General features: G+C 64.5%; 15 protein-coding genes and 1 pseudogene. 6 read left to right on the plus strand and 10 right to left on the minus strand.

The genetic code is table 11. The features are described from left to right. The first annotated feature begins 61 nt into the window (after positions 1-61). The 6 genes and pseudogenes from gorA to ACIOVF_RS13735 all read left to right on the plus strand — a co-directional run bounded on the left by gorA (position 62) and on the right by ACIOVF_RS13735 (position 5538). Positions 62-1417 (plus strand): glutathione-disulfide reductase, encoded by a 1356-nt coding sequence (gene gorA, locus ACIOVF_RS13710; RefSeq protein ID WP_401290039.1) that lies wholly within the window; start codon positions 62-64, stop codon positions 1415-1417. Between the two features lie 206 nt (positions 1418-1623). Beyond that, complete coding sequence (gene ahpC / locus ACIOVF_RS13715) at positions 1624-2187, plus strand: alkyl hydroperoxide reductase subunit C (protein WP_010223911.1); 564 nt, start codon at positions 1624-1626, stop codon at positions 2185-2187. Between the two features lie 121 nt (positions 2188-2308). Continuing rightward, positions 2309-3871, plus strand: a complete 1563-nt coding sequence (ahpF, locus tag ACIOVF_RS13720; RefSeq protein WP_093383925.1) for an alkyl hydroperoxide reductase subunit F — start codon at positions 2309-2311, stop codon at positions 3869-3871. A gap of 233 nt (positions 3872-4104) precedes the next feature. Then, the gene (locus tag ACIOVF_RS13725) at positions 4105-4293 is read left to right on the plus strand and encodes a hypothetical protein (protein ID WP_045196737.1); all 189 of its coding nucleotides are present in this window, start codon (positions 4105-4107) and stop codon (positions 4291-4293) included. Between the two features lie 48 nt (positions 4294-4341). Beyond that, positions 4342-4434: pseudogene (locus tag ACIOVF_RS13730) on the plus strand (DUF1330 domain-containing protein); the annotation flags it as partial. A gap of 96 nt (positions 4435-4530) precedes the next feature. Next, entirely contained in the window at positions 4531-5538 is a 1008-nt protein-coding gene (locus ACIOVF_RS13735) for an Ldh family oxidoreductase (protein WP_401290044.1), read from the plus strand. Between the two features lie 9 nt (positions 5539-5547). On the opposite strand, the gene ACIOVF_RS13740 is transcribed toward ACIOVF_RS13735, so the two are convergent. The 10 genes from ACIOVF_RS13740 to ACIOVF_RS13785 all read right to left on the minus strand — a co-directional run bounded on the left by ACIOVF_RS13740 (position 5548) and on the right by ACIOVF_RS13785 (position 16404). Beyond that, positions 5548-7128, minus strand: coding sequence for an aldehyde dehydrogenase (NADP(+)) (locus ACIOVF_RS13740; RefSeq protein WP_401290047.1), 1581 nt, complete (start codon positions 7126-7128; stop codon positions 5548-5550). Between the two features lie 26 nt (positions 7129-7154). Next, positions 7155-8537, minus strand: a complete 1383-nt coding sequence (abaF, locus tag ACIOVF_RS13745; RefSeq protein ID WP_258597496.1) for a fosfomycin efflux MFS transporter AbaF — start codon at positions 8535-8537, stop codon at positions 7155-7157. Positions 8538-8607: 70 nt separating this feature from the next. Continuing rightward, positions 8608-9525 carry a dihydrodipicolinate synthase family protein gene (locus ACIOVF_RS13750; protein ID WP_045196743.1) on the minus strand — a complete coding sequence of 306 codons (918 nt, stop codon included), beginning with the start codon at positions 9523-9525 and terminating at the stop codon, positions 8608-8610. A 124-nt stretch (positions 9526-9649) separates the two neighbouring features. After that, entirely contained in the window at positions 9650-10678 is a 1029-nt protein-coding gene (locus ACIOVF_RS13755; RefSeq protein WP_401290050.1) for a proline racemase family protein, read from the minus strand. 94 nt (positions 10679-10772) lie between these two features. Next, on the minus strand, positions 10773-11495 hold the full coding sequence (locus ACIOVF_RS13760; protein ID WP_401290053.1) for an amino acid ABC transporter ATP-binding protein: 723 nt from the start codon (positions 11493-11495) through the stop codon (positions 10773-10775). Further along, entirely contained in the window at positions 11488-12138 is a 651-nt protein-coding gene (locus ACIOVF_RS13765; protein ID WP_045196748.1) for an amino acid ABC transporter permease, read from the minus strand. Before ACIOVF_RS13765 ends, ACIOVF_RS13760 begins: the two co-directional genes overlap by 8 nt. 10 nt (positions 12139-12148) lie before the next feature. Further along, positions 12149-12820 carry an amino acid ABC transporter permease gene (locus tag ACIOVF_RS13770; protein ID WP_045196750.1) on the minus strand — a complete coding sequence of 224 codons (672 nt, stop codon included), beginning with the start codon at positions 12818-12820 and terminating at the stop codon, positions 12149-12151. After that, the gene (locus tag ACIOVF_RS13775) at positions 12813-14594 is read right to left on the minus strand and encodes an aconitase X (protein ID WP_401290056.1); all 1782 of its coding nucleotides are present in this window, start codon (positions 14592-14594) and stop codon (positions 12813-12815) included. Before ACIOVF_RS13775 ends, ACIOVF_RS13770 begins: the two co-directional genes overlap by 8 nt. 10 nt (positions 14595-14604) lie before the next feature. Further along, positions 14605-15423, minus strand: a complete 819-nt coding sequence (locus tag ACIOVF_RS13780) for a transporter substrate-binding domain-containing protein (RefSeq protein WP_401290058.1) — start codon at positions 15421-15423, stop codon at positions 14605-14607. Between the two features lie 231 nt (positions 15424-15654). Then, positions 15655-16404: a helix-turn-helix domain-containing protein gene (locus tag ACIOVF_RS13785; protein ID WP_401290061.1), complete on the minus strand. Its 750-nt coding sequence runs from the start codon at positions 16402-16404 to the stop codon at positions 15655-15657. Positions 16405-16437: the final 33 nt, after the last annotated feature.

Consider the following 16437-nt stretch of genomic DNA (forward strand, 5'->3'; position numbering starts at 1 on the left):
ACCTTCGGGTGGCTTTTTCTTGTAGCTTGTAGCTTGATACTTGCAGCTTGAGACCCTCGAGATGACCTACGATTTTGATCTGTTCGTGATTGGTGCCGGGTCTGGCGGTGTGCGCGCTGCGCGCTTTGCCGCAGGCTTCGGTGCAAAAGTGGCGGTTGCCGAAAGCCGCTACCTGGGTGGTACCTGCGTCAACGTCGGCTGCGTGCCGAAAAAGCTGCTGGTCTACGGCGCGCATTTTGCCGATGACTTCGAGCAGGCCGCAGGCTTTGGCTGGTCGCTGGAAGATGCCCAGTTCGACTGGGGCCAGTTGATCGCCAACAAGAACCGCGAAATCGAGCGGCTCAACGGTATCTACCGCAACCTGCTGGTCAACAGCGGCGTGACCTTGCTGGAAGGCCACGCCAAACTGACGGGTGCCCATGAGGTGGAAGTCGATGGCCAGCGCTACAGCGCCGAGCACATCCTCATTGCCACCGGCGGCTGGCCGCAGATCCCGGATATTCCGGGCAAGGAGCTGGCGATCAGCTCCAACGAGGCGTTCTACCTCAAAGACCTGCCCAAGCGCGTGCTGGTGGTTGGCGGCGGTTACATCGCCGTGGAATTTGCCGGGATCTTCCAGGGCCTGGGGGCAAAAACCTCGCTGCTGTACCGTGGCGATCTGTTCCTGCGCGGCTTTGATGGCAGTGTGCGCGAGCACCTCAAGGAGGAGCTGGAAAAACGCGGCATGGACCTGCAGTTCAACAGCGATATCCAGCGTATCGAGCGCCAGGACGACGGCAGCCTCAAGGCTACCCTCAAGGATGGTCGCGAACTGGTGGCCGACTGCGTATTCTATGCCACTGGCCGGCGACCGATGCTCGACAACCTGGGCCTGGAAAACACCGGCGTCGAACTCGACCCGCGTGGTTTTATCCGCGTCGACGACCTGTACCAGACCACCGCGCCGTCGATCCTGGCGATTGGCGATGTGATCGGCCGTGTGCAACTGACCCCGGTGGCCCTGGCCGAAGGCATGGCTGTGGCCCGGCGCCTGTTCAAGCCCGATCAGTACCGCCCGGTGGATTACCAGAACATCCCTACCGCCGTGTTCAGCCAGCCACCGATTGGTACCGTTGGCTTGACCGAAGAACAGGCGCTGGAGCAGGGCCACAAGGTGCAGATCTTCGAAAGCCGCTTCCGGCCGATGAAGCTGACCCTCACCGAGGTGCAGGAAAAGACCCTGATGAAGCTGGTGGTCGATGCCGACACCGACCGCGTGCTGGGTTGCCATATGGTCGGCCCGGACGCCGGCGAAATCATCCAGGGCCTGGGCATTGCCCTCAAGGCCGGGGCGACCAAGCAGCAGTTCGACGAGACCATTGGCGTGCATCCTACGGCGGCGGAAGAGTTCGTCACCTTGCGTACGCCATCGCGTTAAACGGCGTACTCCAATCGCGGGGCAAGCCCGCTCCTACTGGCCGGTAGGAGCGGGCTTGCCCCGCGATAGCTTCAAACCCTCTATTAATAGCCCCGCCTTATAGCCAAAACCAATCAACAACATGAGCTTTGCCAATGAGCATTAATCCAATGCATTGGCTACGATTCTCCCATCAGTTTTTTCAACCCCCTGAAGGAGCGTCACTCATGCCTATCATCAACAGCCAGGTTAAACCGTTCAAAGCTACCGCTTACCACCAGGGCAAGTTTGTCGAAGTCTCGGATGCCGATCTGAAAGGCAAATGGTCGGTAGTGTTCTTCTACCCGGCCGACTTCACCTTCGTCTGCCCGACCGAGCTGGGCGACCTGGCCGACAACTACGCGCAGTTCAAAGACCTGGGCGTGGAAATCTACGGCGTGTCCACCGATACCCACTTCACCCACAAAGCCTGGCACGACACTTCGGACACCATCGGCAAGATCCAGTACCCGCTGATCGGTGACCCGACCCACGTCATCTCGCGCAACTTCGACGTGCTGATCGAAGAAGCCGGCATCGCTGACCGTGGCACCTTCGTGATCAACCCAGAAGGCCAGATCAAGATCGTCGAACTCAACGACGGTGGTGTCGGCCGTGACGCCAGCGAGCTGCTGCGCAAGGTCAAGGCTGCCCAGTACGTTGCCGCCCACCCAGGCGAAGTCTGCCCGGCCAAGTGGAAAGAAGGCGAAGCTACCCTGGCGCCATCGCTGGACCTGGTCGGCAAGATCTAAGACCGTGAGCCAGCCGAGGGCGGTGGTCTACCGCACCTGACGTTGTCACCGCCCCGCAAAACGCCCGGGCGCTTTCGCCCGGGCGTTGTTATTTCTACCGTTTGAAAAAGGAATCGCCCGTATGTTGGACGCCACGCTTAAAACTCAGTTGAAAGCCTACCTGGAACGGGTCACTCAGCCGATCGAGATCGTTGCTTCCCTCGATGACGGCGCGAAGTCCCGCGAACTGCGCGACCTGCTGGTGGAAATCGCCGGCCTGTCGAACCTGATTACCCTGCGTGAAGATGGCAGCGACGCCCGTCGCCCGTCGTTCTCGCTCAATCGCCCTGGCGCTGACATCAGCCTGCGCTTTGCCGGCATCCCCATGGGCCACGAGTTCACCTCGCTGGTGCTCGCCCTGCTGCAGGTCGGCGGTCATCCGTCCAAGGCCAGCCTGGAGGTGATCGAGCAGATCAGCGCGCTCAAGGGTGAGTTCAACTTTGAAACCTACTTCTCGCTGTCGTGCCAGAACTGCCCGGACGTGGTCCAGGCGCTGAACCTGATGGCGGTGCTCAACCCCAATATTCGCCACGTCGCCATCGACGGTGCGCTGTTCCAGGCCGAAGTCGAGCGCCGCAAGGTCATGGCCGTGCCCAGCGTCTACCTCAACGGCGAAGTGTTTGGCCAGGGCCGCATGGGCCTGGAAGAAATCCTCGCCAAGCTCGACACCAGCGCCGGCGAGCGTCAGGCCGAGAAGATCAACGCCAAGGATGCCTTTGACGTGCTGGTGGTCGGTGGCGGCCCGGCGGGCGCCGCCGCGGCGATCTATGCCGCGCGCAAAGGCATTCGCACCGGCGTTGCCGCCGAGCGTTTCGGCGGCCAGGTACTCGACACCATGGCCATCGAGAACTTCATCTCGGTGCAGGAAACCGAAGGACCGAAGCTGGCCATGGCCCTGGAAGAACACGTCAAGCAGTACGACGTCGATATCATCAACCTGCAGCGCGGTGAAGCCTTGATTCCGGCCACCGACGGCGGCCTGCACGAAGTGCGCCTGGCCAGTGGTGCCTCGCTCAAGGCCAAGACTGTGATCCTCGCCACCGGTGCACGCTGGCGCGAAATGAACGTACCCGGCGAGCAGCAATACCGCAGCCGCGGTGTTGCCTACTGCCCGCACTGCGATGGCCCGCTGTTCAAGGGCAAGCGCGTGGCGGTGATCGGTGGCGGCAACTCGGGTGTGGAAGCGGCCATTGACCTGGCCGGTATCGTTGCCCAGGTGACCCTGATCGAGTTCGACAGCCAGTTGCGTGCCGACGCCGTGCTGCAGCGCAAGCTGCACAGCTTGCCGAACGTCAAGGTGATCACCAGTGCGCTGACCACCGAGGTGCTTGGTGATGGCGAGAAGGTCAACGGCCTGCGCTACAAGGACCGCAACAGCGATGAGCTGCATGACCTGGCGCTGGAAGGGATCTTCGTGCAGATCGGCCTGCTGCCCAACACCGACTGGCTCAAAGGCACGGTCGAGCTGACCCCGCGTGGCGAGATCATCGTCGATGCCCGTGGCCAGACCAACCTGCCGGGCGTGTTCGCCGCCGGTGACGTGACCACCGTGCCATACAAGCAGATCGTGATTGCCGTGGGCGAGGGCGCCAAGGCTTCGTTGGCAGCCTTCGATCACCTGATTCGCACCTCGGCGCCAGCCTGACCGGCGTTATCGCGGGGCAAGCCCGCTCCTACAGACCAGGTAGGAGCGGGCTTGCCCCGCGATGGTTTCAATGCGCCAGCCCGGTGTCGGGAACACCGGCCATTCCAGCGGCGCTTTGACAAGAGTCTGCAAGCTACCACCCGGCATCGGTGTGCGGGCGCCGATGGCCGAGCCAGAGCGCTCGTGGTCCAGTGTCTATAGTGAAGTAGTGTGTTTCAGCGGGAGCCATTGCCATGCAATTGATCAGTCGCGAGCCCTGGTGGCGCAATCCGCCCAAGCCTGGTCAGCGAGAGCAGGATCTGGAATGGGGGTATCTGGAGATCTACAAGGATGGCCGCGCCGTGTTCGTCGAGCAGCGACCTACCGACCAGGAACTGGCCGAGCGCAAAAGCTGCCGCAACTTTCCCGAGGCTGAGGAGTAAGCTATAGGGTATGCCGTAATACAAATCTACCTGGGGCGGGAGTATGCATTGAAGGCCTGCTGGATTGCCCATGTCGAGGTCAGCGACCCTGAGCGGTATCAGCAGTATATCCAGCGGGCACTGGCGGCCCTTGCAGCCTTCCCCGCTATGCCGAGATCGTCATCACCGGGGGCTAAAGCGATCAAGTCGGCGCAGCGGGCTTGAGGCAGGCTGGACAGTCAGCCCAAGGAGATGACCATGATCCGCCTGACCCTGTCCGAAGCCCATTCGCTGGCCTTTTCGATCCTTTTGCACAACGGCTTTGACGCCGACCATGCCCGGGCGGTGAGCGATACCATCGTCGCCGGCGAGCGCGATGGCTGCGCCTCCCATGGCCTGTACCGGGTGCTGGGCTGCGTCGGCTCGCTCAAGGCCGGCAAGGTGGTTGCCGACGCCCGCCCCGAAGTCATCGACCAGGCGCCGTCGATCGTGCGCGTGGATGCCGGCGGCGGCTTCTCTCAGCTGGCATTCCAGGCCGGCTTGCCGTTGTTGCAAGCCAAGGCCCAACGCAACGGCATCGCCGCCCTGGCGATCAACCGCTGTGTGCACTTTTCGGCCTTGTGGGTCGAGATCGAGCAGTTGGCCGAGGCCGGCCTGGTGGCCCTGGCATTCACCCCCAGCCATGCCTGGGTGGCGCCTGCCGGTGGCCATCGGCCGGTGTTCGGCACCAACCCCATCGCCTTCGGCTGGCCGAGGGCGGGCACGCATCCGTATGTTTTTGACTTCGCTACCAGCGCCATCGCCCGTGGCGACATCGAGCTGCATCGGCGTGCCGGCAAGGCGATTCCCGAAGGCTGGGGCGTGGATGAGCACGGCCAGCCCAGCACCGACCCCAACGTGGTGCTGGACCGTGGCGCCATGCTCACTTTCGGCGGGCACAAGGGCTCGGCGCTGGCGGCGATGGTCGAACTGATCGCCGGGCCGTTGATCGGCGACCTGACCAGTGCCGAATCACTGGCCCATGCCGACGGCAGCAGATCCTCGCCTTATCATGGTGAGTTGCTGATTGCCCTGGACCCGCGCAGGTTTTTGGGTGACGCCGCCGATCAACACCTGGCCCGGGCCGAGGTGGTATTCGAGAGCATCGAGGGGCAGGGCGCGCGGCTGCCGTCTGCGCGCCGCTATACAGCACGGGCGCGCAGCCTGGTGGAAGGGGTGGAAATCCCGCAGGCCCTGTACAACGATCTCAGGGCGCTGCTGGCCTGAAAGCCGCCCTTACAGGGCGGTGCGGCTGCTCTGGCCGTCGACCAGGCGCGCGATGCCCAGCGGGTTGGCGTTCTGCAGTGCCGGCGGTAGCAGCGCATCCGGGCAGTTCTGGTAGCACACCGGGCGCAGGAAGCGCTCGATGGCTAGGCTGCCCACCGACGTCCCGCGGGCATCGGAGGTGGCCGGGTAGGGGCCGCCGTGCACCATTGCATCACAGACTTCAACGCCGGTCGGGTAGCCGTTGAACAGTACCCGGCCGACCTTCTGCTCCAGCAGCGGTAGCAGTTCAGCGTGGCTTTGCAGATCTTCAGCTTCGGCGATCAGGGTAGCGGTGAGCTGACCGTGCAGGCCGTGCAATGCTTGCTGCAACTGCGTGCTGTCGGCCACCTCGACCAGCACCGTGGCCGGCCCGAACACCTCTTCCTGAAACAGCGCATCGCCTTCGAGCAACAGGCTGACATCGGCCTTGAACAGCTGCGCCTGCGCCTGCTTGCCCTGTTGCGGCTGCCCGGCCAGGTGGCTGATGCCAGGGTGAGCGAGCAGCGCCTCGACGCCCTTGCGGTAGCTGGCGAGGGTGCCGGCGTTGAGCATGGTCTGTGCCGGTTGCGCGGCCAGTTGCGCGGCCAGTTGTTCGGTAAATGCACTGAATGCCGGCGAGCGCAGGCCGATCACCAGCCCCGGGTTGGTACAGAACTGCCCGCAGCCGAGCACCACCGAGGCCGCTAGTTCGCGGGCGATCTGCTCGCTGCGCAGGTTCAGGGCCTGGGGCAGTACCAGCACCGGGTTGATGCTGCTCATTTCGGCGAACACCGGGATCGGTTGTGCCCGTGCCGCCGCCATGTCGCACAGCGCACGGCCGCCCTTGAGTGAGCCGGTAAAACCCACCGCCTGGATCGCCGGATGCTTGACCAGCGCTTCGCCGACGCCGGCGCCGTAGATCATGTTGAACACGCCCTTGGGCATGCCGGTCTGTTCGGCCGCGCGGATGATCGCATCGGCCACCCGCTCAGCGGTGGCCATGTGGCCGCTGTGGGCCTTGAATACCACCGGGCAGCCGGCGGCCAGGGCCGCGGCGGTGTCGCCGCCGGCGGTGGAGAAAGCCAGGGGGAAGTTGCTGGCGCCAAACACCGCGACCGGGCCGACGCCCAGGCGGTACTGGCGCAGGTCGGCGCGGGGCAGCGGTTGGCGATCGGGCTGGGCGCGGTCGATGCGTGCGCCGAGAAAGTCACCGCGGCGCAGCACCTGGGCGAACAGGCGCATCTGCCCGCACGTGCGCCCGCGCTCGCCGAGGATCCGCGCGGCGGGCAACGCCGTTTCGCCGGTCACCAGGGTGATGAAATCATCCCCCAGGGCCTCCAGTTGCGCGGCAATGGCCTCAAGAAACTGCGCCCGTCGCTCCGGCGACAAACTGCGAAACACCGGGTAGGCCTCGGCCGCCGCCTGGGCAGCGGCATGCACTTCTGCGCCGGTGGCCTGGTGGAACCGATAGGGCAGGGCCTCGCCGCTGGTTGCGTCATGGCTATGCAGGGTGAGGCTGCCAGCGGCGCTGCGCGCGCCGCCAATGTAGTTGTGGCCGATGATATCCGCCATGGATTACTCCTGAAAAAAAGGTGGGGTCAGGCCAGCGAACTGCCCGGGCGAACGGGCGCCGCTTGCCCGGCGGCGATGCGCGCGGCAGCTTCGGCGTCAACCTGGTGCAGCGACTTGCCGCGGGTCTCGCGGGTCAGGCCAACAGCGACAATCGAGATCAGCGCAGCGCCAACCAGGTACCAGGCAATCGGCGTCGAGCTGTGGAACTCATTGAGCAAACTGATGGCGATCAGCGGCGCCAGGGAGCCGGCGAAAATCGGCGCCACCTGGTAGCACAGCGACAGCGCGGTGTAGCGCACATGGGTGGGGAACAGCTCGGCCATCAGCGCCGAGTAGGGCGCGTAGGTCATCGACTCGATGGCCAGGCCCAGGGTAATCGCGGCCATGATCAGCCAGTTGTTGCCGGTGTCCATCAGCGGGAAGCCGATGAAGCCCCAGAAGGCGGTGAGCACCGCGCCGGTCAGGTACACCGGCTTGCGTCCGACCAGGTCGGACAGGTAGCCCATCAGCGGGATCATGAAAAAATGCAGCAGGTGCGCGCCGAACATCAGCAAGAGGATCTGCGAGGTGTCCTTGTGCACTACAAGCTTGAGGTAGGTGATCGAGAAGGTCACCACGGTGTAGTAGAGGATGTTCTCGGCAAAGCGGGCACCGATGCCTACCAGCACCGCGCGCCAGTGATGGCGCAACACCTCGACCACGCCCAGTTGCTGCTCGGCTTTCTGTGCCTGGCGGGCCTGGGCCTCTTTGAAGATTGGTGCGTCGTCGACGCTGGTGCGGATCCAGTAACCGATCAGCACCACCACCGCCGAGAACCAGAATGCCACGCGCCAGCCCCAGGCCAGGAATTGTTCTTCCGAGAGGTTGCTCGACAACAGCAGCAAGGCCACCGTCGCCACCAGATTACCGGCCGGCACCCCGGCTTGCGGCCAACTGGCCCAGAAGCCGCGCCGGTTGTCCGGGCAGTGCTCGGACACCAGCAAAATCGCGCCACCCCATTCGCCGCCGAAGGCAAAACCCTGGATCAGCCGCAGCAGTACCAGCAACACCGGCGCGGCATAGCCGATAGTGTCGAAGCCCGGCAGGCAACCCATCAGGAAGGTGGTGATGCCGACCACCACCAGGCTCAGTTGCAGCAAGCGCTTGCGGCCGAATTTGTCACCGTAGTGACCGAATACCAAACCGCCCAGGGGGCGGGCGAGAAAGCCTACGGCATAGAGGGCGAAGGCGGCGATGATGCCGTCGACGGGGCTGTCGGTCTGGCGGAAGAACAACTGGCCGAAGACCAGTGCCGAGGCGGTGCCGTAAAGGAAGAATTCATACCATTCGGCGACGGTGCCGGCCATGGCCGCGGCGACGACCCGTTTCAAGCCCGAAGGGCTGGTTGCGCTGGAGGGGTGACTGGACATGCTGGCGTTTCCTGTATGGGCGCAAAACAGGCAGGCCGGTCTCCGTGGGCGGAGCCGGCCCGGCAATCACTCAGAGGCCGACGTCCGGCAGCTGCGGACGGTTGGCCAGGGCCTTGGCCATGATCTGCTCGACATAGACCCGATCGCTTTCTGGCAGGGCCAGGCGTGGCGGACGGGTCAGGGCGCTGCCGCGACCGGCGATGGCTTCGCACAGCTTGATGCACTGCACAAGGTCGGCGCGGGCATCCAGGTGCAGGATCGGCATCAGCCATTCGTAGATCGGCATGGCCTCGGCGAAGCGCCCGGCCTTGGCCAGGCGGAAGATCGTCTCGCCCTCTTTGGGGAACACGTTGGACATGCCCGAGACCCAGCCCTGGGCGCCGACCGCGATGCTTTCCAGGACCACGTCGTCCAGGCCGGCGAACAGCACGAAGCGGTCACCCACTTCATTGCGCACGTCGATGAAGCGGCGGGTGTCGCCGGAGGAGTCCTTGAAGCACACCACGTTGTCGCAGTCGGCCAGGGAAATCAGGATGTCCGGGGTGACGTCGTTTTTGTAGATCGGCGGGTTGTTGTAGACCATCAGCGGCACGTCGGTGTGCTTGGCCACGTAACGGTAGTGCTCGGCGGTCTCGAACGGCTTGGAGCCATAGACCAGCGCCGGCATCAGCATCACCCCGTCGACGCCGACCTGGCGTACCGCATTGGCCACCTTGGCGGCCTGCACGCTGGTGAACTCGGCCACGCCGCAGATCACTGGAACCCGGCCGCGCGAGGCATCGACGGCGACTTCGGTGACGGCGATTTTCTCTTCGGCGCTCAGCGAGGTGTTTTCGCCCACCGAGCCACACACCACCAGGCCCGAGACGCCGTCGCGGATCACGTTGGAAATCACCTCGTGGGTCTTTTCCAGGTTGATCGAGAAGTCATCGTTGAATTGAGTGGTGACCGCAGGGAAGACGCCGCTCCAGTTTACGTACTTGCTCATGGTGTTCTCCGGTTGTTTATTGTATTTCGTATACGATATTTGAAGTGTTTGAAGTGGACCAGTGTTTTTTCACTTCGTTTATTGATCGGTTATCAAGGGTGTTTGCAAATCAAAAGCTTAGCGTTCAGGCGCCGGGCCAGGTGTCCGACAACCGGTAGCCTTGTGGCCAGGGGTCGCTGGGGTCGAGCAGCAATTGATGGGTGCCGGTGATCCAGGCGCGGCCGGAAATGCACGGGTAGATGGCCGGGCGTCCGGCGATTTCGGTCAGTGATTCGATGCGGCAGTCGAAGCGCGAGCCGATGATCGAGCGGCCAATGAACCGCTCGCCGACTTTCATCAGGCCTTTGGCCTGCAGCACCGCCATGCGCGCCGAACAGCCGGTACCGCAGGGCGAGCGGTCGATCTTGCCGGGGCGGATCACCACCGCGTTGGCGCCGCTGGCAACGCCGTCCTCATAGTCGATGGGCGCGGCGATCTGGCAGAAGGAAATGTGCGCCCAGTCCGGATTCAGCGGGTGGCTGAAACCCAGTTGCTGGTTGGCGGCCTGGGTGATCTTCAGGCCGACCTCGACGATATCTTTGGCTTCGTCCGGGCGGATGGTAAAGCCCAGTTGCCGGGCATCGGCAATCACGAAGCTGTCGCCGCCGTAGGCCGTGTCGACCTGCAGCGAGCCCAGGCCTTCGACCTCGATCCAGGCGTCGAGGCGGTCGGCAAAGGACGGCACGTTCTTCACTTCCACCCGTTCGACCTTGCCGTCCCGGCATTGGGCGACCGCTTCGATCAGGCCGCCCGGGGCTTCGAGCACCAGGTGCGTCTCGGGCTCGGTCATCGGCAGGATGCCGCTGTCGAGCAGCACGGTGGACACGCACAGCGAGTTGGAGCCGGACATCGGCGGAGTGTCGGCCGGCTCCATGATGATCCAGGCCATTTGCGCCCGCGGGTCCTTGGGCGGCACCAGCAGGTTGACGTGGCGGAACACGCCGCCGCGTGGCTCGTTGAGGACGAAGTTGCGCAGGGTCTGGTCGCGGGCGATCCAGCGCGACTGCTCCCAGACCGTGGCGCCGGGAGGCGGGGCGACGCCGCCGACGATGACGTCGCCGACTTCACCTTCGGCGTGGCAGTTGACGATGTGGATGATCTTGGATGAGCGCATTCGCAGGACTCCTTGTGTTGTAAGGGCAGGCCTCATCGCTGGCAAGCCAGCTCCCACACAGATCCCTGTGGGAGCTGGCTTGCCAGCGATGCTGTTATTTCACCGACTTGAGAAACGCCGCCGTCTCCGGCTGTAACGGATTGCCGATCACCTGGTCGGGCGAGCCGATCTCGTGCACCAGGCCGTTACGGAAGAACGCCACGCGGTCCGACACATCGCGGGCAAAACGGATCTCGTGGGTCACCAGCACCATGGTCATGCCGTCCTCGGCGAGCATGCGCATGGTGTCGAGCACCTCGCCGACCAGTTGCGGGTCGAGTGCCGAGGTGGCCTCGTCGAACAGCATGTAGTCCGGCGACATCGCCAGCGCCCGGGCAATCGCCATGCGTTGCTGCTGGCCGCCCGAGAGCTTGCCGGGGAAGGTCTTGAGCTTGTTGCCCAGGCCGACGTGGGTCAGCTGCTTGACGGCCAGCGCCTCGGCGTCGTGCTTGTCTTTGCCAAGCACTTTGCGCGGCGCGAGCATGACGTTTTCCAGCACGGTCAGGTGCGGGAAGGCGTTCCACTGCTGGAAGACGATGCCGATCTTCTGGCGCAGGCGGTTGAGGTCGGTGGCGCGGTGGTGGACCTCGACGCCGTCGACGCGGATGTTGCCTTTCTGGATCGGCTCCAGGCCGTTGATGCACATCAGCAAGGTCGACTTGCCCGAGCCCGAGCCGCCGATGATCGATACCACTTCGCCCTTGTTCACGGTCAGGCTTACGCCCTTGACCACTTCCAGGTCGCCGAAGGATTTGTGTACGTTCTCGATCTCAATCATTTTCCTGCCACCTTCTTTCCAGACGGGCGCCCAGGCGGGCAACCACCAGGCTCATGACGTAGTAGATGAGGCCTGCGATGCACAGCACCAGCAGGGGTTCCTGAATCCGCGTAACGATGGTCTGCGAAGCGCGCAGCAATTCGACGATGCCGATCCACATCACCAGCGCCGTGTCTTTCATCACCCCCAGGACCAGGTTCAGCCAGCCGGGAAACGCCACCCGGGTGGCCATTGGCAAGACGATCCAGCGCAGGTCCTGCAGGTAGCTCATGCCCAGTGAGCGGCTGGCCCGACGCACGCTCAGCGACACCGCCAGCACGCCGCCGCGGACGATCTCGGTGAAGTACGCGGCGGTGTAGACGCCGAGCACGATGCAGCCGACGCTGAAGGCGCTGATGTCGAGGCCGACGATGCTCTTGAACGAGTTGAACAGCACGAACTGGATCAGCAGCGGCACGCTGCGAAACACATCCAGCACCCACGCCAGTGGCAGGCTCAGCCGTGGCCACAGAGCCCGGGCCAGGCCGAACAGCAAGCCGGCAAAGGTCCCCAGCAAAATCGCCCAGAAGGTCAGCTGCAAGGTGATGCGCGCGCCGTCGAGCAGGAACACAAAGTCGTTCCAGGTAAAACCGGTGGAAAACATGCCGAGCTCCTCAGTAACGGAACAGCCGCCAGGCCATCAGCCGGGCCAGCGCGACGATCGCCTTGGCAATCAGGTAGTACAGCGCCGCCGCCAGGGCGAAGTATTCGAAGGTGCGGAAGGTCTTGACGTTGTAGTCCTGGGTCACGCCGGTGAGGTCGTTGTTCAGGCCGACGATCACCCCCAGCGAGGTCATCAGCACCGCCCAGACCATCTGGTTGGTCAGCGGGTAGAACACCACCCGCAGCAGCTGCGGGATGACGATCATCCGGTAGGTCTGGAAGGCGCTCATGCCCAGCGAACGCGCCGCACGCACTTGCGTGGTCGGCACGGCCTTGAGGCCGCCGCGAAAGTTCTCCGCCAGGTACCCCGCGTTGTTGAAGGTGATGCCCGCCAGCAGGGCGATCCACGAGCTGACGTGCAGGCCCAGCGAGCCGAGGCCGAAGTACAGGATGTAGATCTGGAACAGCGACGGCGTGTTGCGCGCAATTGACACCCAGCCGTTGGCAAAACCGCGCAGCAGCGGTTGCTTGCCTTCGCGCATGACGGTCAGGGCCAGGGCGATCAGCACCCCGAAGATCATCGACAGGGCGGCGGTCTCGAAGGTCACCCAGGCGCCGGCGAGCATGTCGGGCAGCGCGCGCAACGCCGAGCGCCACTGGAAGGTGTAGTCAAAGTCAAACATGCGCGCGGCCCTCCTGGCTCTGGGCCGCTTGCAACCAGGCCGGCAAGCGACCGCTGGCCTGGCCGCTGCAGGCCGACGCGACGCACTCGGCGAGGCTGGCGAAATGCACCGGGCGGCCGGCCAGGCCCGGCCCGTAGTGGGCATATTTGCCCGAGTTGGTCATCAGCGTACGCGCCGTTGGCGGGATCACCGGCTCACCCAGCATGCACCAGCAGGTGTCGGTCACCAGGGTCACGCCGAAGCGCTCAAGCTCGGCGATGTACCCGGCGGCGCGGGCCTGTTCGAGCACTGTGCGACCGCAGGTGATGGCCACGACCACCTCCGGGTGTTTGTGCCGGCCCTGGCACAGCTGTGCAAGTGCGGCGAACTCGCTGAAGGAAAAATGCGGGTTGCCCAGCGACACCACATCCACCTGCGACTCGCGGGCACTGTTGAGCGCGCGCCAGCTGTGCAGCAGGTCTGCCAGTTGGATGCGCTCACTGGGCAGGCTGGCGCCCGGTTCGAGGACCTGCGCCGGCTCCAGCGCTTCGGGGGTGACCCCGGCGATATGAAACAGCGGCGCCGCCGAGGTGGTGGCAAAGGCGGCGCCGAACGCCTTGAGGTCGTCCAGGCTCGGCTGCGCCTGTTCCAGCCCGTAAATCAGCGGAATTCGCGAGCCTGCCAGGGCGCCGATATGGTAGCCGAGCAGCGGGTAGAAGCTGTCATCCAGTGCCGCCAGCGCCGGCACCTGCACCAACAACTGCGCCTTGCGCTGGCTGTCCAGGTGACAGCCGATGCGCGGCGCGCGGCCGGTCAGGGCGATGCAGATATCCAGGTAGTCGGGGTACTTGAGGGTGCGCGCGCCGAGCACGCTGTTGGCGTAGACCACGGCGTTGGATTCGGCCCAGACGATCTGTTCGCCCTGACTCGGCGCGCTGTCGAGCAGGTACGGCGCGCAGGTGAAGCTCATCTGCGCACCCATGGCCATGTAAGCATCGCCCAGGGCGCTGGCCGGCTCGCCCAGCGCCGGGTCGATGCCCAGCTCGCGCCAGCGGCGCTGATCGACCGAGATGGCATTGAGGGTGGTCGGCACCCGCACCTTTGCGCCCCAGCGCACCAGCTGTTCGGCAAAGCCGAGGCTGGCGGGGCCGGTGTAGATGCAGCCGTCGATGTGCGCCTGGGTGACGTCCAGCAACTGCTCGGCGCCTTGCAGCTCGGCCATGCGCAAAACGATCTGCATCGCCATTTGCGCCGCCTTGCCGTGCGTGCCGTCGAGCAGCGCCTGGTCCTCGGCTTGCAGCTTCAGGCGGGTGCTGAAAGACTCGGCGCTGTGGTCATACGGCGCGGCCTGCCAGTGATCGGCCGGGGCCTGGGGATACAGGCTCAGGCAATCGCCTTCGACCCTTGCCCAGCCTGCACCGGGCAAACTGGCGAAGGCCTGCTTGCCGATGCACAGCACCGGCAGGGAGCGCTGGAACAGGGTCTGCGCAACCAGCACGCCGAGGGTCAGGATCTCGTCGGCCTCGGCCAGCACCAGTGCCGCCGGTGCGTGGCCGTTGCTGATCAGTTCCATCATCACGCTGCTGCCGGTGCACGAGCCGCGCCCGCTGGGGATCGCCAGCACACGCCCGGCGATGCACTGGCCACTCAGTGGATGATGACGGTCGATGACTTCGCCGCTGGCGGCGTCGACCCCGCCCCAGAAGCTCAGCCCGGTATCGGCGAACAGCCAGGGGCCCTGGGCCGCGCCCGCGACCAGGCTGCGCCCGGCCTGGGGGATCGGTGTGCTGGTCATGCTGCCCACCTCAGTAGTAGACCTGTGGCACGGTCAGGTCGGTCGGGGCGATTTCGGTGCCGACCCACTTGGTGAACAGCTCCTTGTAGCGCCCGGTGCGCACCTGCTGGTTGACGAACAGGTCGAGGTAGCGCAGCAGGCCATACTCGTTGCGCTTGGCGCCCAGCGACACGTAATCGATCACGTAAGGGGCATTGCCGGCGACCTTGAGGTTCTTGTACTTGCCGGATTTGAGGGTGGCGGCGGCGACGGTGTTGGTGACCACGGTGGCGTCGATGTGTCCCTGGGCGACCGCCAGCAGGGTATCGTTCTGCGACTGGTAGGCCCGGAAGGTGCCGCTGCCCCAGCTCTTCACGTCTTTTTCCAGGGCAATGGCTTCATAGGTGCCGCTGGTGTTGCCCAGCGCCTTGCCCTTGAGGTCGTCGAAGCTGTTGATGCCGGTGTTGTCGCGGGTCAGCACGACCATCTGGAAGGCAAAGTAGGGCACGGTCAGGCCGACGGTCTTGGCCCGTTCGAGGGTGTCGGAGGTGGACGCGACGATCACGTCGGCACGGCCCGAAACCAGCGCCGGAATGCGGTCGGGAAAGGGCGTTTCGACCACTTCCGGCTCAACCCCGAGCACCTTGGCCAGGTCGCTGCAGTAGTCGACGTCGAAGCCGGCGGGCTTGTTGGCCTCATCGCGAAAACCCATCGGTGGGAAGTCCAGGGTCACGGCGCAGCGCAGCTTGCCGGAGCCGATGATGTCATCGAGCTTGTCAGCCTGGGCGTTGGCGATAAAGGTGGTACTGAGAACAGCGCTGAGGGCTACGGCAAATGTGCGGTTTTTCATAGAGGCCTCGGGTTGGGAGCGTGCTGTTAAATATCGTATTGGTAATTTCGTATACGATATTTTCTAGTGCAATGGCCGTGCCTGTTTTGTCGCCGATGTAGGAATAATCTTTCGGCCCGTGGGCTAGGGCGCTCGAAGCAAACAAGGGCAGTTGGGGTGCTGCAGCAGGGGAGCGGGGCAGGTGTTACATATCGGAGCACTGCCTGTGCGCAGCGCCCGATAAAGGAACACTTAGCGCTGGCTGTCGCGGTACTGGCTCGGTGAAAGCCCGGTGAGGGCGCGAAACTGTCGGCTGAAGGCGCTGTGATCGGTGTAACCGCAGCGCAGGGCGATCTCGGTGATCGGCAGGTCGAGCTCCTGCAGCAGGCGCGAGGCTTCTTCTAGGCGCGCCTTGTGAATCATCTGTCGCGGCGTGAGCTGGAAGATGCGCTTGCAGTGGCGCTCCAGCTGCGCCACCGACAGCCCGGCGATGGCGGTCAGCTCTGCAAGGCTGATGGGGCGGGTGAAGTGGGCGCGGATATGTGCATCGACGGCAGCGAGCTTGTGGAACGCCGGGTGGTTGGACTGGGGCAGTTGCAGGTCGCGGGAAATGCCGGCGAGGCCGACGATAGTGCCCTCGGCGTCCTTGAGTGGCCGTTTGTGGGTCAGGCACCAGATCGGCTGGTTGCCGAAGTAAAGGTGCAGTTCGAGCTGGTCGGCCAGTTCCCGGCCACTGCTGAGCACGCGGCGGTCCTGCTCGGTGTAGAGCGGGCCGAAGCGGGTGGGGAACACATGCTCGGCGGTAAGCCCAAGCAAGTCTTCGCGGTGCTTGCGCCCGCAGCGCCGGGCCAGGGTCTGGTTGACGAAGGCGTAGCGCGCCTCGCAATCCTTGATGAAGAACACCACGTCGTTGAGGGTGTCGAGCAGCGGCGCAATCGGCTGCAGGCTGCTGAGCAGGGTCGGCAGGTCGCAGGGCGCGAAGTGGTTGAGCGTGGCGTGCATGGCGCTGACGTTCCGGGGGCGACCGTCGGGATC

The sequence above is a fragment of the Pseudomonas sp. NPDC087612 genome, from assembly GCF_044743505.1.
Lineage (GTDB): Bacteria > Pseudomonadota > Gammaproteobacteria > Pseudomonadales > Pseudomonadaceae > Aquipseudomonas.

Coding starts and splice junctions, on each gene's coding strand:
- ACIOVF_RS13735 (WP_401290044.1), top strand. CDS start 4,531: ATGATCCGCCTGACCCTGTCCGAAGCCCATTCGCTGGCCTTTTCGATC.
- ACIOVF_RS13755 (WP_401290050.1), bottom strand. CDS start 10,678: ATGCGCTCATCCAAGATCATCCACATCGTCAACTGCCACGCCGAAGGT.
- abaF (WP_258597496.1), bottom strand. CDS start 8,537: ATGTCCAGTCACCCCTCCAGCGCAACCAGCCCTTCGGGCTTGAAACGG.
- ACIOVF_RS13785 (WP_401290061.1), bottom strand. CDS start 16,404: ATGCACGCCACGCTCAACCACTTCGCGCCCTGCGACCTGCCGACCCTG.
- ahpC (WP_010223911.1), top strand. CDS start 1,624: ATGCCTATCATCAACAGCCAGGTTAAACCGTTCAAAGCTACCGCTTAC.
- ACIOVF_RS13775 (WP_401290056.1), bottom strand. CDS start 14,594: ATGACCAGCACACCGATCCCCCAGGCCGGGCGCAGCCTGGTCGCGGGC.
- ACIOVF_RS13780 (WP_401290058.1), bottom strand. CDS start 15,423: ATGAAAAACCGCACATTTGCCGTAGCCCTCAGCGCTGTTCTCAGTACC.
- ACIOVF_RS13765 (WP_045196748.1), bottom strand. CDS start 12,138: ATGTTTTCCACCGGTTTTACCTGGAACGACTTTGTGTTCCTGCTCGAC.
- ACIOVF_RS13725 (WP_045196737.1), top strand. CDS start 4,105: ATGCAATTGATCAGTCGCGAGCCCTGGTGGCGCAATCCGCCCAAGCCT.
- ACIOVF_RS13740 (WP_401290047.1), bottom strand. CDS start 7,128: ATGGCGGATATCATCGGCCACAACTACATTGGCGGCGCGCGCAGCGCC.
- gorA (WP_401290039.1), top strand. CDS start 62: ATGACCTACGATTTTGATCTGTTCGTGATTGGTGCCGGGTCTGGCGGT.
- ACIOVF_RS13770 (WP_045196750.1), bottom strand. CDS start 12,820: ATGTTTGACTTTGACTACACCTTCCAGTGGCGCTCGGCGTTGCGCGCG.
- ahpF (WP_093383925.1), top strand. CDS start 2,309: ATGTTGGACGCCACGCTTAAAACTCAGTTGAAAGCCTACCTGGAACGG.
- ACIOVF_RS13750 (WP_045196743.1), bottom strand. CDS start 9,525: ATGAGCAAGTACGTAAACTGGAGCGGCGTCTTCCCTGCGGTCACCACT.
- ACIOVF_RS13760 (WP_401290053.1), bottom strand. CDS start 11,495: ATGATTGAGATCGAGAACGTACACAAATCCTTCGGCGACCTGGAAGTG.